This is a genomic window from Amycolatopsis camponoti, assembly GCF_902497555.1.
GTDB lineage: Bacteria > Actinomycetota > Actinomycetes > Mycobacteriales > Pseudonocardiaceae > Amycolatopsis > Amycolatopsis camponoti.
Map to the genome: position 1 here is coordinate 764,446 of NZ_CABVGP010000002.1, position 13,898 is coordinate 778,343.

Consider the following 13,898-nt stretch of genomic DNA (forward strand, 5'->3'; position numbering starts at 1 on the left):
CCTGTCGGCCCGGGTCACCGGTCGCCGCTCGCCCACGCGCCGGGAGAAGATGGGGTGGTGCAGCCCTCCGAACCCGTGCGCCTGCTCGTCGTCGACGACGAGCCGCACATCGCCGACCTCGTCGCCACCGTCGCCCGGTACGAGGGCTGGCAGGCGGTCACGGCCGGGTCCGGGAAAGCCGCGCTGAGCCAGGCCGCGGAGTTCGGGCCGGACATCGTCGTGCTCGACCTGATGCTGCCCGACCTGGACGGCTTCACCGTGCTCGACCGCCTCCGGGAGAACGGCAGCACGGTGCCCGTGGTGTTCCTCACGGCCAAGGACGCGACGGCCGACCGGATCGCCGGGCTCACCCGCGGGGGTGACGACTACCTCGTGAAACCGTTTTCCGTCGAGGAGCTGATGGCGCGGCTGCGGGCGGTGCTGCGGCGCAGCTCCGGCGTCACGCACCAGGTGGTGACGCGCGGCGCCGTCCTGCGCGTCGGCGACCTGACGCTGGACGAGGACACCCGCGAGGTCCGCCGCGGCGACCGGCCGGCCGAGCTGACCCCGACCGAGTACGAGCTGCTGCGCTACCTCATGCGCCGCTCGCCCGCGGTGCTGACGAAGGCGCAGATCCTCGACCACGTCTGGGAGTACGACTTCGGCGGCCGGTCCAATGTGGTCGAGCTCGTCATCTCGCACCTGCGGCGCAAGGTCGACGCGGGCGACGGCGAACCACTGATCCACACCGTGCGCGGTGTCGGGTACGTCGTGCGCCAGGCCAGCCGGTGAAGCGCTTCTTCCGCCGGTGGTACGGGGCCTGGCAGCGCACGCGGCTGGGCACCCGGATCACGCTCGGCCTCGGCGCGCTCGCGCTGGTCGTGTTCGCGGCCGTCGGCGTCACGACGGTCGGGATCATGCACGGCTACCTCGACCGGCGGCTCGACGAGCAGCTGTCCAAGAGCCAGAACACGCAGCTGCCGATGCTGCGCGAGACGCACGGCTCGCCGCAGTCGATCTACTCGTGGTACTCGGCGCTGTACAAGGTGCGCGACGGCGTCGCGATGCCCGAGACGGGCGGCAAGCTGCCGGGGGACGGCCGCCAGCTCGCGAAGATCGCCGCCGAGGCGGCGGGCGGCGACGTCACGCGCACCGTGTACCTCTCCGACGACGGCCCCTACCGGGTGCGGGCCTGCCCGGTCGACAACGGTTCGGTGCTGCTGTCCGCCGCGCCGCAGAAGGACCTCGACGGCACGGTCCGGCAGCTGATCTGGGTGGAGGTCGGCGCCTTCGCGTTCGCGCTGGCCGTGCTGGTGGTCGTGGGACGGCTCGTGCTGAGCCGCGGCCTGCGCCCGCTGGCCGACATGGCCGGTACCGCGCACGACATCGCGTCCCACGACCTCACCGCGAACCCCGCCCTGCCGGCCCGCGCGGCGGGCACGGGCGGTGGCGCCGAGGTCGACGAGCTGCGGACGGCGTTCAACGTGATGCTCGCGCACATCGACACGTCCCTGGCGGCGAAGACCGAGGCGAACGAGCGGCTGCGCCGGTTCGTGGCGGACGCGTCGCACGAGCTGCGGACGCCGTTGACGTCGATCCGGGGCTACGCAGACCTTTTCCGCTACGCGGCGGCGAACGAGCCCGCGGAGCGGGAAGCGCACCTCGGGAAGATCCGCTCCGAGACGGCGCGGATGAGCGTCCTCGTCGACGACCTCCTGCTGCTGGCCCGGCTCGACGCGCGCGCGGCCGAGACGCCGTTGCGGCCGGAGCGCGTCGACCTGGCCGAGCTGGCCGGCGACGCGGCGGACGCGTTCGCCGCCGGCCGTCCCGACCACCCGCTGACGACTTCCCTCGACGCGGCTTTCGTGGACGCCGACCCGGTGCGGCTGCGGCAGGTGTTCGACAACCTGCTGGCCAACGCGGCCGTGCACACGCCGCCCGGGACCGCGGTGCACGTCTCGGTGACGGCCTCGGCGTCCGAAGCGGTCGTGGCGGTGGCCGACGCCGGACCGGGGATCGCCGCGGCCGACCAGGAGCGCATCTTCGACCGGTTCTTCCGCGTCGACGACTCGCGCACCCGCGGCAACGGCGGCACCGGGCTCGGGCTGTCGGTGGTCCAGTCCCTGGTCACGGCGCACGGCGGCACGGTCGCGGTCGCCTCGGAGCCGGGCCGGACGGTGTTCACGGTCAGGTTGCCGCTCGCCCGGTCGTGAGTGAGAAACAGTGTTCTAACCCTGTTTCTCACTCACGACCGGTGACGTGCGCCGGGACCTGCCAGCCGGGGGAGAGGTCGGTGGACGGCTCGGGCGTGCCGAAGACGGTCCGGACCGGGAGCACTCCCGCCCAGGCGGCGTCCGCGTCGAGGTCTTCCGGCTCGTCGTCCGGGCCTTCGGCGCGCACCTTCACCGACGCCTCGGCGAGGTCCAGCGACAGGACGCTCACCGCCGCGAACTCCTTCGCGTTGACCTCGCGCGCGTGCTCCCAGGAACCCGGCGCGAGGTGGTCGGTCAGCACCTTCAGGCCGTGCATCTTCGCTTCGGGGTCGACGACCGGCTTCGCCTTCCCGAAGATGACCGCGCTGCGGTAGTTCATCGAGTGGTTGTTCACCGAGCGCGAGTAGACGATGCCGTCGAGGAGCGTCACCGTGACGCAGACGTCGAGGTCCCGGGACGCCGTGCGCAGGCTCGACGCGCCGGTGGAGCCGTGCAGGTAGAGCGTGTCGCCGTCGCGGCCGTAGCCGGTCGGCAGGACCAGGGGCGCGCCGTCCCGGACGATGCCGAGGTGGCAGATCAGGCCCTCGTCCAGGACGGCGTGGAGTGCGGAGCGGTCGGTCACGGCCCGGTGCTTCTTGCGGCCGAGCGTGGTGCGGGGCGTGGTGGACAGCATGCGACCAGCGTCTCCCAGCACAGTGGCATCGGAGAACGTCCACTTCTCGTACACTTGGGAAGTCCACTTGAGGAGGTCCCCGTGACCCACGCCGACACCGCGCTCCCGGTCAGCCTCGACCGGGACGACGCGACGCCGCTGGCCGTCCAGCTCGCCGACGCGCTGCGAGAAGCGGCCGCTTCGGGCCACCTCCGGGGCGGCGACCGGCTCCCGTCGACGCGGGCACTGGCCGGACGCCTCGGCGTCAGCCGGACGGTGACGTCGGCGGCGTACGAGCAGCTGCACGCCGAGGGGTGGATCGCGGGGCGGCACGGGTCCGGCACGTACGTGACGACGCCGCCCTCGTTTTCGGCGTCGGAGGTGCCGGCGCCGGCTGTCCCGGCGCCTGAGTCCGAAGCGCCGTCGCTGCTCGACCTCGGGCCGGGGACGCCGTGGGCGGACGGCCTGGACCGCGCGGCCTGGCGCCGCGCGTGGCGGGCGGCGGCCGACCCGGATCCGCTGGTCCGCGCGCACCGCGCCGGGCTGCCGGAGTACCGCGCGGCCGTGTCGGAGCACCTGCTGCGGCACCGCGGGCTGGCGGCGGGCTCGGTGCTGGCGACCGGCGGGACGACGGCGGCGGTCGTCGAGCTGGCCGCGGCGGTGCTCGAACGCGGGGACGTCGTCGCCGTCGAGGAGCCCGGCTACCAGCGCGCGGTGCAGGCGTTCCGGCGGGCGGGCATGCGGGTGGTGGGCGTGCCGGTGGACGACGAGGGCCTGCGCCCGGACGCGATCCCGGCGGGGGCGAGGGCGGTGTACTGCTCGCCGGCGCACCAGTACCCGATGGGCAGCCGGCTGAGCGCGGCGAGGCGGGTCGCGCTGGTGGAGCGGGCGCGATCGTCCGCGATGTTGGTGATCGAGGACGACTACGACGGCGAGCTGCGCTTCGACGTGGCGCCGCTGCCGATGCTGGCGTCGTTGGCACCGGACGTGGTGGCGCACTTGGGGACGACGTCGAAGATCCTGACGCCGACGCTGGGGGCGGGGTGGATGGTGGCGCCGGAGGCGATCACGTCGGCGGTGCTGGCGTATCGGGATTCGACGGGGACGCGGCCGTCGCCGGCGGGGCAGCGGGTGCTGTACGAGTTCGCGCGGAACGGGGATCTGGGGCGTCACTTGCGGAAGCTGCGCCGGGAGATGGCCGAGCGGCGGACGTTGCTGGCGGGAGCGTTGGCCGGGGCGGGGATCCCGGTGCGGGGCGATGACGCGGGGGCGCATCTGGTGGTGCCGTTTTCGTCGGCTTCGGTGGAGGCTTCGGTGATCTCCGCGGCGGAGCGGCGGGGGATCCGGCTGGACGGGTTGGCGCGGCACTTCGCGGGGGAGCCTTCGGCGCACGGGGTGGCGATCGGGTACGCGGGTTGTGGGCGGGAGGCTTTGGTGGCGGCGTTGCCGACGTTGGTTTCGCTGCTGCGGTGAGGCTTGTGGTGAGCTGGCGCTGCGGGTTGGTGCTGCGGGTTGGTCTCGAGCGCGCGATGTGGCCTTGGGTGTGTTGGGCGCCCCGATGTGGCGTTGGTTGCGCGGGGCGCACGCAATGTGGCGTTGGTTGCGCCCCGCGCACCCGATGTGGCGTTGGTTGCGCGGGGCGCTGATCTCTCTTGCCGTGTCAGGAGTTGCGCTGTTGTCCACAGCCAAGCCGTGATGTGGACAACGAGGTTCGGTCGGCGGCTTTCCCGGCTTCGCGTCGGTGGTTGCCGATACGCTGGAGCAGGCGGGGGCCCCCGAGGGGAGGGCGGGCTCTGCCCTGGCCCGCGGGGAACTGCGTGGGCCCTACAGGGAACTGCCCTGGCCTTGCGCGGGCTCCGCGGGGGAACTGCCCGGCCCTGCGGGGGAACTGCCCCGCCCTGCCGGGGAGCTGTGCGGACCCTGCCCCGGCCTTGCGCGGGCCCTGCGGGGGAACTGCACAGGCGCTGCGCGGGCCCTGCGGGGGGAACTGCACAGGCGCTGCGCGGGCCCTGCTCGGGGAAGTCCGGGCTGTCCCGGCTCCGGCCCGGCTGAGCCCCGAGTCCCGAGACTCCAGCCCGAGACTCCAGCCCCGGGCCCACCGGTCCCCCGATGTACCAGACGTGACAGGGCCCGCACAGGTTGCGCTCACCGCCCGTGGGGCGCCGCCCGGCGCACCGGGCTCGGCTGTTCGCCGAGGTCACCGGGTACGGTGGCTCACCATGAGCGAGAAGATCCGGGTGGCGGTCGTGTTCGGCGGGCGCAGCAGTGAGCACACCATCTCCTGCCTCTCCGCCGGCAGCGTCCTGGGGAACCTCGACCCCGGACGGTTCGAAGCCGTTCCCGTCGGGATCACCCGTGCGGGCCGGTGGGTGCTCGGCACCGGGGACTCCGCGCAGCTCGCCATCCGGGGCCGCGAACTGCCGTCCGTCGATGACGGCAAGGGCCTCGTCCTCGCCGGCGATCCCTCCAGCCAGGGGCTCGTCGCCGTCGAAGCCGGGCGGGAAAGCGAACTCCTCTCCCAGGTGGACGTCGTCTTCCCGGTGCTGCACGGCGCCTTCGGCGAAGACGGCACCATCCAGGGCCTGCTCGAACTCGCCGGCATCCCGTACGTCGGCCCCGGCGTGCTCGCCAGTGCCGCCGCCATGGACAAGGAAACCGCCAAGAAACTCCTGGCCGCCGAAGGGCTTCCGGTCGGTACCTTCGCCGCCCTCAAGCGCAGCGAGTCCACTTTGGACGAACACGGCAAGGCCAAGCTCGGCCTGCCCGTCTTCGTCAAGCCCTCGCGCGCCGGTTCCTCAGTCGGCATCAGCCGCGTGACGTCGTGGGACGACCTCGACGCCGCCATCGAACTCGCCCGCGCCACCGATCCGAAGGTCCTCGTCGAAGCCGCGGTCGTCGGCCGTGAGGTCGAGTGCGGTGTCCTCGAGTTCCCCGACGGCCGCGTCGAAGCGTCGCTGCCCGCCGAGATCCGGGTGCTGTCCGAGGACGAAAACGCTTGGTACGACTTCGAAACCAAGTACCTCGGCGACGACGCCGAGCTGGACATCCCGGCCAAGCTCGACGACGCGCTCACCGAGAAGCTGCGCGCCATGGCCGTCAAGGCGTTCCGGGCGCTCGACTGCCAGGGCCTCGCCCGCGTCGACTTCTTCGTCGGTGCCGACGGCGAGCTGACCATCAACGAGGTCAACACCATGCCCGGCTTCACGACGAAGTCCGCCTACCCGAAGATGTGGGAGGTCACCGGCGTCGACTACACGACCCTGCTGACCACGCTCATCGACACGGCCATCGCGCGGGGCACGGGCCTGCGCTGACCGAGGCTCAGGAGAACCGCAGCGGCCGAGCGGGCAGCTTCGCCGCCACGGTGTCCGAGATCTGCTGCAACGGCCCGGTCCCGGCGCTGTCCGGCACCGTCAACGCCGCGTAGACCTCGCGGTCCACGACGTACCACGTCGACGCGCCGTCGCCCGGCACCTGCAGCCATTGGACCTTGTTCACCAGCCGCAGCGCCGCCGTCGGCGTCAGCTCCGGGGGCCGGCTCAGCCCGCACCGGAGCACGAGCGGGTCGTCGGAGCCCCAGGCCACCGTGGCCGGCGGGGCCGGGTCCGCCAGCGCGCGCACTTTGAGAGAAGTCCCGTTCGACGTCAGCTCCGTCGGCACCGCTCCCAGCAGCGTCGTGCAGCCCGGCGACCCCGCGAACGGCGCGGGCACCGGGACGAGCGGCAACGGGCCGGAGTCCGCGGACTCCGAGGAACGCAGAGTCAGGGCGAAGACGGCGACGGCGACCGCCAGGGCCACGGCGAGCGCGGCCGCGGTGACGAGCACCACCCTGGGCGGGGCACCGGTGTCGGAATCGGGCACGCCACCACTACACCATTACTCAGAGATGCACGACCGGGCAGGTCAGCGTCCGCGTGATGCCTTCCACGTTCTGCACCTTGGCGACCACGAGCTGACCCAGCTGGTCGACGCTGTCGGCGGCCGCGCGGACGATCACGTCGTACGGCCCGGTGACATCCTCCGAACTGGTGACGCCGGCGATGCTGGAGATCTCGGCTGCCACCGCGGCCGCCTTGCCGACCTCGGTCTGAATGAGGATGTATGCGTGGACCACGGCGCGCCCTTTCGTCGGGATCGATCGGCTCAAGGTAGGAACGTTCTCAGCAACGTATCGCCAGCTCACGGAAAAACATAGGGCATCCGACTATCGGTGATCGATCTTTGTCCCGGTAGAGAAAGCAGAGGTGACCGGTGTCACCGAACGACGGAACGGTCGCCGAGACCGGGGAGTTCGCGCTCATCCGCGCCGTCACCGAAGGACGGCGCCAGCCCCCGGGCACGCTGCTCGGCCCGGGCGACGACGCCGCCGTCGTCGCGGCCCCCGACGGCCGCGTGGTCGCCAGCACCGACGTGCTCGTCCAGGGCGTCCACTTTCGGCTCGACTGGTCGCCGCCCGAGTACGTCGGGCGCAAGGCCGTCGCGGTCAACCTGGCCGACATCGCCGCCATGGGCGCCACCCCGACCACCGTCCTGGTCGGCCTCGCCTGCCCGCCCGACACCCCGCGCGACGTCGTCACCGCGCTGGCCGACGGCATGTGGGCCGAGGCCGAACGCGCCGGCATCGGCGTCTCCGGCGGCGACATGGTCCGCGCCGACCAGCTCGTGATCAGCGTCACCGCGCTCGGCGACCTGGGCGACCGCGAGCCCGTGACGCGCTCGGGCGCCCGGCCCGGCGACGTCCTCGCCGTCAACGGGAAGCTCGGCTGGGCGGCGGCCGGCCTGGCCGTGCTCGGCCGAGGGTTCCGCTCGCCGGTCGGCGTCGTCAACGCCCAGCGCTGCCCGGAACCGCCGTACGACGCGGGTCCGCGCGCTGCCCTCGCGGGAGCCACGGCGATGATCGACGTCTCCGACGGGCTCCTGGCCGACCTCGCCCACATCGGCGAGGCGTCCGGCGTCGGGATCGACGTCCGCACGGCCGACCTCGACGTCCCCGGGCGGCTCACCGAAGTCGGCGCCGCACTGGGCGCCGACCCGCTGGACTGGGTCCTGACCGGTGGTGAGGATCACGCCCTCGTCGCGACCTTCCCGCCGTTCACCGAACTCCCCGAGGGCTGGCGCACGATCGGCGTCGTCACCATGGCGGACTCGGGGATCACGGTGGACGGGAAACCGTTTTCGCGAGAAGCCGGATGGACGCACTGGCGCTGATCTAGGCTCGGGAAGCGTGAGAATCGTTCCGGTCCCCTTCGACCATCCCGACGCGGCCAAGCTCATGGCCGCGGTGCAGCAGGTCTACGTCGAGCGCTACGGCGACGAAGACGCCACCCCGATGACCCCGGCGGACTTCGACCCGCCGCAGGGCGTTTTCCTCGTCGGTTACCAGGGCGACGAAGCGGTCGCCTGCGGGGCGTGGCGCGCCCATGACGGCCCCGCGCCGGACTTCCGGGACGGCGACGCCGAGTTCAAGCGGATGTACGTCGCCGATTCCGCCCGCGGCCGCGGGTTCGCGCGGATGATCCTGTCCGAGCTGGAGCGCACGGCGGCGCTGTGCGGCCGCAAGCGCGCGATCCTGGAAACCGGGACCAAGCAGCCCGAGGCCATCGCGCTGTACACGTCGTCGGGCTACGCCGAGATCCCGAAGTTCGGCGTGTACAAGGACGAGGAGTCGAGCCGCTGCTACGGCAAGGACCTCACTTCGGTGTGAGCTTCAGCAGGGCCGCCGCGTGTGGTCGCAGGGACATCGAGACGTCGGAACCGAGGTCTCGATGTGCCCAGAGATCCCGGACGGTCCAGGCGCCCGGGATCGCCGCGGAGACGGTCGCGGTGGTGGTGCCGGTGTTGAGCAGCACCACCGCGAACCCGCCGCCGGTCAGCGGTTTCCCCCACACCTGGTAGCCGGGGCCGGCGGCGAGCTGACGGCCCTGGCCGCCCGCGAAGTCCTGGTCGACGGCGATCGCTTCGGGGTTGGCGAGCGTCGCGAGGTCGGCGTCGGAGAGCTTCGCCGGGTCGGTGCCGGCGAACAGCGGCGCGTTCAGCACGGCCCAGACGCTGAAGTGGGCGCGGGCCTCGTCCGCGGTCAGCGTGCCGTTGCCCACCTGCAGCATGTCCGGGTCGTTCCAGCCGCCGGGCGAGCCGCTGTGGGGCGCGACGGCGGCCTGCTGGTCGATCGTCGCGAGGACGGAGTCCCAGGTCGGGACCAGGTCGTTGGTGGTCCGCCACAGGTTCGCCACCGGCCGAGCCCAGGTCCACGGGCTGGAGACGCCGTATTCGGAGATCGCGTAGACGATCGGGCGGGGCAGTGCGGCGAGCTCGTCGCGCATCTTCTCGAACGCCGCCCTGCGGTCGAGGCCGTCGACGGTGTCGGCGTTGCACCAGTCGTACTTGAGGTAGTCGACGCTCCACCGGTCGAACGTCTCCGCGTCCTGGCGCTCGTGGCCGAGCGAGCCGATGCCGGACGCGGGGTAGGCGTCGTTCGCCATCGCGCAGGTCCGGCTGCCCGGCACGGCGTAGATGCCGAACAGCAAGCCGCGGGAGTGCACGTAGTCGGCGAGGTCGGCGATGCCGTGGGGGAACCGCGTCGGATCGGCCTGCAGCGAGCCGTCGGCCGCGCGTGTGGGTGCCTGCCAGCAGTCGTCGACGACGACGTACTTGTAACCCGCGTCCCGCAGGCCGGTGTCGGCGAGTGCGTCGGCCGCCTTCTTGACGACGTCTTCGGTCAGGTCGTAGCAGCGGACCTGGTTCCAGCTGTTCCAGCCCATCGGCGGGGTCCCGGCGAGGCCGTTCGCCAGGGCCGGTGACGCGCCGGGCAGGCTCAGCAGCCAGGTCAGCACGATGAGCAGGAGCACGAGGCCCGTGCTCCCGGTACTGGCGTTCCGGTTCGCGGTGATGCCGTGATCCAATCGCACGGGAAGTGAAACCGCGGTCACCCGGAGGCGGCATGCCCATCTATGCACTCGGATCGCTCGAGCCCACGATCCACCCCGACGCCTACGTCCACCCGGACGCGACGGTGATCGGCGACGTCCGGATCCGCGCGCACGCGTCGGTGTGGCCCCAGACGGTGCTGCGCGGCGACCACGGCCACATCGAGATCGGCGCGCGCTCGAACGTCCAGGACGGCTGCGTCCTGCACTGCACCAAGCAGAACCCGACGATCCTCGGGCCGTCGTCGGCGATCGGGCACGCCGTGCACGTCGAGGGCGCGACGATCGGCACCGGCTGCCTGATCGCGTCCGGGTCGGTGGTGCTCAACGGGTCGGTGATCGAGGACGGCGGCATGGTCGGCGCGGGCGCGGTGCTCTCGTACGGCTCGCACGTGAAGACCGGTGAGATCGCCCTCGGCGTCCCCGCGAAGACGCGGGAGAACAAGTCGTTCAGCGCGGAGAACATCGCTCTCGTCGTCGATTCCTACGTCCAGCGGGGCCGCCGTTTCCGGACCGAGCTGAGGCGGCTCGACCCGCTCGGGTGACGCCGGCCACGCCCGGTAGGCTTGCGCGCCGTGACCGCACGACCGCTGCAGGACATCGTCGAGGCAGGCTGGGCCGAGGCCCTCGAACCGGTGGCGCCGCAGGTGTCCGCGATGGGGGAGTTCCTCCGCGCGGAGATCGCCGCGGGCCGGACGTACCTGCCGGCGGGTGAACACGTGCTGCGGGCGTTCAAGCAGCCGTTCCACGACGTGCGCGTGCTGATCGTGGGGCAGGACCCGTACCCGACGCCCGGGCACGCGGTGGGCCTGAGCTTCTCGGTGGCGCCGGACGTCCGGCCGATCCCGAAGAGCCTGGTCAACATCTACAAGGAGTACGCCGAGGACCTCGGGTACCCGCTGCCTTCGAACGGCGACCTGACGCCGTGGGCCGATCAGGGCGTGCTGCTGCTCAACAGGGCGCTGACCGTGCAGCCCGGCAAGTCGAACTCGCACCAGGGCAAGGGCTGGGAAGAGGTCACCGAGCAGGCGATCAAGGCCCTCGCGGCGCGCTCGGAGCCGATGGTGGCGATCCTGTGGGGCCGCAACGCGCGCAACCTGCGCCCGATGCTGGGCGAGGTGCCGTGCATCGAATCGGCCCACCCGAGCCCGCTTTCGGCGCACAACGGCTTCTTCGGGTCACGGCCGTTCAGCCGCGCGAACCAGCTGCTGGAGCAGCAGGGCGCGGCGCCGGTCGACTGGAAACTCCCGTAGGTTCGGTGTCCGGAACCGCGTGACGGCTCCGACCAGGGGGAAACGGACCTTGGAGGACACCATGAACGTCACATCGGCCGACGGCACGACCATCGCCTTCGACCAGCGCGGCTCCGGGGCGCCGGTGATCCTGGTCGGCGGCGCGTTCAACGACCGGACGACGGTCTCGGGCCTGGCCGAGGTGCTGGCCGGGGATTTCACGACGATCGCCTACGACCGGCGTGGCCGCGGGGACAGCGGGGACGCTCCCGAGTACGCGTTCGAGCGGGAGATCGAGGACATCGCGGCGCTGATCGCGCACGCGGGCGGGTCGGCGTCGGTGTTCGGGCACTCGTCGGGGGCGGTGCTGGCCCTGGAAGCGGCGGCGGCCGGTCTCCCGATCGACAAGCTGGTGGCGTACGAGCCGCCGTACGCGACCGCGGAGGAGGCCCGCGGCGACGTGCTGGAGAAGGTGCGGGCGCAGCTCGCGGCGGGCGACCGCGACGGCGCGGTGGCGACGTTCCTGATGGTCGCGGGCACGCCGGCGGAGATGGTCGAGGGGATGAAGCAGGCCCCGGTGTGGGGCTGGTTCACGGGGCTGGCGCACACGCTGCCGTACGACCTGACGATCTGCGGCCCCGGCGCCCACCCGCGCACGGAGAACCTGGCGAAGATCGCGATCCCGACCCTGGTCATCGGCGGCGGTGCGAGCCCGGAAGCCCTCCAGGCGGGCGCGCGCGTGGCGGCGTCGGCGGTGCCGGGCGCCCGGCACGAGACCCTGGCGGGGCAGGACCACGGGGTGCTGCAGTTCCCGGAGACGCTGAAGCCGCTCCTGCTGGACTTCCTGAAGTAAGCCGACCGCTCGACCCGACCCCGCCGGGGGTCCAGGGGGGCTCACCCCCTGGCGGGGGTCTGGGGGTTCGACCCCCAGGAGGCACGTAAGGCGAAAAAAATGGCGAGCGCTCTTCGCGAGCACTCGCCACCCTTCCGTTTCGCCTTACCCGCGAACGACCTTGCCCGCCTTGATGCACGAGGTGCACACGTTCAAGCGCTTGCGCTGGGACACACCCACCTTGGCGTGGACGGTCTGGATGTTCGGGTTCCACCGGCGGTTGGTACGGCGGTGGGAGTGCGAGACCGACTTGCCGAAGCCGGGTCCCTTGCCACAGACGTCGCACACGGCAGCCACGTCGAACTCCTTTGGATCTGGGTCATAGAGATGAGCCCAGACGTGCTGGGCAACTCGACCATAGTAACTAGTGGCTTCGCGAGGATCCGCACGGGGTCGATACGCTGCCCCGGGACCGGGTAGGAGGTTACGGGGTGCGGGTGCTGGACGTGGCTGCGGTGTCGGCCTGGGCGACGGGCTGCGTGCACAGTCTCGCGAGCCTGCGGCCGGCCATCGACGAGATCAACGTCTACCCCGTCGCCGACTCCGACACCGGCTCCAACATGCTCTTCACGATGACCGGCGCGGCGAAGGAACTCGAAGCCGCGCAACCGAAGGACGCCGCCGAGGCGCTGAAGATCCTCGCGCGCGGCGCCGTGGCTTCGGCCAAGGGCAACTCCGGCGTGATCCTCTCCCAGGTCGTGCGCGGGCTGGCCGACAGCGCCCAGGGTGAGCTCGACGGCTCGTGGCTGGCCAAGGCGCTCGGGCACGCCGACGAGGTCGCCACCGGCGCTGTGAGCCGCCCGGTCGCCGGGACGATCCTCACCGTCCTGCACGCCGTCGCGCTGGCCCTGCGCGGCGACACCCGGTCGCTGGCCGAGGTCGCCCGAGAGGCCGCGAAGGAGGCCGCGCACGCCCTCGAGAAGACGCCCCTGCAGCTGCCCGCGCTGGCCCGCGCCGGCGTCGTCGACGCGGGGGCCCGCGGGCTCGTCGCCGTGCTCGACGCGCTGGTCGGGGTGCTCACCGGCACCGCGCTCGAACGGGACCACGCGCTGGAAGTGCCCACCGCCGAGGAGCTGACCTACGCCTGGGAGGTCATGTACCTGCTCGACGGCGTCGACGAGCAGAGCCTGCCGACCCTGCGCAAGGAGCTGAGTGGCCTCGGCGACAGCGTCACCGTGGCCGGCGACGGCTCGGGCAGCCACGCCGTGCACGTCCACTGCGCCGACATCGGCGCCGCCATCGAGGCCGGGCTCGGCCTGGGCCGCCCGCGCAAGATCCGGGTCGAGCCGCTGCTCACGCCGACGCCGATCGAGCCCGGTGGCGGGCTCGACCGCACGGTCGTCGCGGTGGTGCACGGCGGTGAGCTGGCCGAGCTGCTACGCGCCGAGAGCATCCCGGTGCTGGCCGTGGCCGAAGGCGAAACCCCGAGCGTCGAGGACGTGATCGGCCTGCTCAACGAAGCCGCCGGGCGGCACGTCACCGTGCTGCCGGGCAGCGTCGCGCTCACCGCGGCGGTCGACACGGCGGCTGGGCACGCCATGGCCGCCGACCGGGACGTCGTGGTCATCCCGTGCGTCTCGCCGGTGCAGGTGCTGGCCGCCCTCGCCGTGCACGACGCCGGGCGCCGCACCAACGACGACGTCGTCGCGATGGCCGAAGCGGCCGCCGCGACCAGGCGTGGCGAACTGCGGATCGCGCGCGAGGAGTCGCTAACCTGGGTGGGCCGGGCCCAGTCCGGCGACGTGGTCGGCCTGATCGACGACGAGGTGGTGCTGATCGAGCCGGCACCGGCGTCGGAGACGAACCTGGTCGCGGCCGCGATGAACGTGCTGAACCGGATGCTCGCGCTCGGCGGTGAGCTGGTGACGGTGCTGAGCGGGGCCGCCGCCCCGCCCGGGGTCGCCGAAGAGCTCGCCGAGCAGCTGCGGCTGGAGCACCCGGAGGTGGAGCTGGCCGGCTACGCCAGTGGTCAGGCGGAAGCCGTGCTGCTGATGGGAGTCGAATAGC

15 protein-coding genes are annotated in these 13,898 nt (G+C 72.4%); 10 read left to right on the plus strand and 5 right to left on the minus strand.

Features of this window, described 5'->3' with window-relative positions:
• Positions 1-57: 57 nt before the first annotated feature.
• Together AA23TX_RS24100 and AA23TX_RS24105 are read left to right on the plus strand one after the other, a co-directional pair.
• Positions 58-771 carry a response regulator transcription factor gene (locus AA23TX_RS24100; protein WP_155545133.1) on the plus strand — a complete coding sequence of 238 codons (714 nt, stop codon included), beginning with the start codon at positions 58-60 and terminating at the stop codon, positions 769-771.
• Positions 768-2,192 (plus strand): sensor histidine kinase, encoded by a 1,425-nt coding sequence (locus AA23TX_RS24105; RefSeq protein ID WP_155545134.1) that lies wholly within the window; start codon positions 768-770, stop codon positions 2,190-2,192. Before AA23TX_RS24100 ends, AA23TX_RS24105 begins: the two co-directional genes overlap by 4 nt.
• Positions 2,193-2,220: 28 nt before the next feature.
• Here AA23TX_RS24105 and AA23TX_RS24110 read toward each other — a convergent pair whose 3' ends face one another.
• Positions 2,221-2,865 carry a pyridoxamine 5'-phosphate oxidase family protein gene (locus AA23TX_RS24110; protein WP_155547259.1) on the minus strand — a complete coding sequence of 215 codons (645 nt, stop codon included), beginning with the start codon at positions 2,863-2,865 and terminating at the stop codon, positions 2,221-2,223.
• Positions 2,866-2,946: 81 nt separating this feature from the next.
• Between AA23TX_RS24110 and pdxR the strand changes: the two genes are divergently transcribed.
• A complete protein-coding gene (gene pdxR / locus AA23TX_RS24115; RefSeq protein ID WP_155545135.1) occupies positions 2,947-4,317 on the plus strand; it encodes a MocR-like pyridoxine biosynthesis transcription factor PdxR in 1,371 nt (456 codons plus the stop codon).
• Between the two features lie 746 nt (positions 4,318-5,063).
• The gene (locus tag AA23TX_RS24120) at positions 5,064-6,158 is read left to right on the plus strand and encodes a D-alanine--D-alanine ligase family protein (RefSeq protein WP_155545136.1); all 1,095 of its coding nucleotides are present in this window, start codon (positions 5,064-5,066) and stop codon (positions 6,156-6,158) included.
• 7 nt (positions 6,159-6,165) lie between these two features.
• Here AA23TX_RS24120 and AA23TX_RS24125 read toward each other — a convergent pair whose 3' ends face one another.
• Together AA23TX_RS24125 and AA23TX_RS24130 are read right to left on the minus strand one after the other, a co-directional pair.
• A complete protein-coding gene (locus AA23TX_RS24125) occupies positions 6,166-6,705 on the minus strand; it encodes a DUF3515 domain-containing protein (protein WP_196425505.1) in 540 nt (179 codons plus the stop codon).
• A 19-nt stretch (positions 6,706-6,724) separates the two neighbouring features.
• Positions 6,725-6,958 (minus strand): Lrp/AsnC ligand binding domain-containing protein, encoded by a 234-nt coding sequence (locus AA23TX_RS24130; protein WP_155545137.1) that lies wholly within the window; start codon positions 6,956-6,958, stop codon positions 6,725-6,727.
• 137 nt (positions 6,959-7,095) lie between these two features.
• On the opposite strand from AA23TX_RS24130, the gene AA23TX_RS24135 reads away from it, so the two are divergent.
• Positions 7,096-8,052, plus strand: coding sequence for a thiamine-phosphate kinase (locus AA23TX_RS24135; RefSeq protein WP_155545138.1), 957 nt, complete (start codon positions 7,096-7,098; stop codon positions 8,050-8,052).
• A gap of 16 nt (positions 8,053-8,068) precedes the next feature.
• On the plus strand, positions 8,069-8,548 hold the full coding sequence (locus tag AA23TX_RS24140) for a GNAT family N-acetyltransferase (protein WP_155545139.1): 480 nt from the start codon (positions 8,069-8,071) through the stop codon (positions 8,546-8,548).
• Here the strand turns inward: AA23TX_RS24140 and AA23TX_RS24145 are convergent.
• Positions 8,535-9,749: a glycoside hydrolase family 27 protein gene (locus tag AA23TX_RS24145; protein WP_230862687.1), complete on the minus strand. Its 1,215-nt coding sequence runs from the start codon at positions 9,747-9,749 to the stop codon at positions 8,535-8,537. The genes AA23TX_RS24140 and AA23TX_RS24145 overlap by 14 nt on opposite strands.
• A gap of 32 nt (positions 9,750-9,781) precedes the next feature.
• Here AA23TX_RS24145 and AA23TX_RS24150 point away from each other — a divergent pair, with 32 nt between their 5' ends.
• The 3 genes from AA23TX_RS24150 (at position 9,782) to AA23TX_RS24160 (ending at position 11,852) form a co-directional block, all read left to right on the plus strand.
• Positions 9,782-10,312: a gamma carbonic anhydrase family protein gene (locus AA23TX_RS24150; RefSeq protein ID WP_155545140.1), complete on the plus strand. Its 531-nt coding sequence runs from the start codon at positions 9,782-9,784 to the stop codon at positions 10,310-10,312.
• Positions 10,313-10,342: 30 nt separating this feature from the next.
• A complete protein-coding gene (locus tag AA23TX_RS24155; protein WP_155545141.1) occupies positions 10,343-11,020 on the plus strand; it encodes a uracil-DNA glycosylase in 678 nt (225 codons plus the stop codon).
• A 61-nt stretch (positions 11,021-11,081) separates the two neighbouring features.
• Positions 11,082-11,852 (plus strand): alpha/beta fold hydrolase, encoded by a 771-nt coding sequence (locus AA23TX_RS24160; protein WP_155545142.1) that lies wholly within the window; start codon positions 11,082-11,084, stop codon positions 11,850-11,852.
• Positions 11,853-11,996: 144 nt separating this feature from the next.
• On the opposite strand, the gene rpmB is transcribed toward AA23TX_RS24160, so the two are convergent.
• Positions 11,997-12,188, minus strand: a complete 192-nt coding sequence (gene rpmB, locus AA23TX_RS24165; protein ID WP_003091970.1) for a 50S ribosomal protein L28 — start codon at positions 12,186-12,188, stop codon at positions 11,997-11,999.
• Between the two features lie 134 nt (positions 12,189-12,322).
• Between rpmB and AA23TX_RS24170 the strand changes: the two genes are divergently transcribed.
• Positions 12,323-13,897, plus strand: coding sequence for a DAK2 domain-containing protein (locus tag AA23TX_RS24170; RefSeq protein WP_155545143.1), 1,575 nt, complete (start codon positions 12,323-12,325; stop codon positions 13,895-13,897).
• The last annotated feature ends 1 nt before the right edge of the window (position 13,898 follow it).

What these genes read in the sequence shown, in the direction of transcription:
- AA23TX_RS24160 (WP_155545142.1), top strand. Translation starts at nt 11,082, where the DNA reads ATGAACGTCACATCGGCCGACGGCACGACCATCGCCTTCGACCAGCGC.
- AA23TX_RS24110 (WP_155547259.1), bottom strand. Translation starts at nt 2,865, where the DNA reads ATGCTGTCCACCACGCCCCGCACCACGCTCGGCCGCAAGAAGCACCGG.
- AA23TX_RS24120 (WP_155545136.1), top strand. Translation starts at nt 5,064, where the DNA reads ATGAGCGAGAAGATCCGGGTGGCGGTCGTGTTCGGCGGGCGCAGCAGT.
- AA23TX_RS24150 (WP_155545140.1), top strand. Translation starts at nt 9,782, where the DNA reads ATGCCCATCTATGCACTCGGATCGCTCGAGCCCACGATCCACCCCGAC.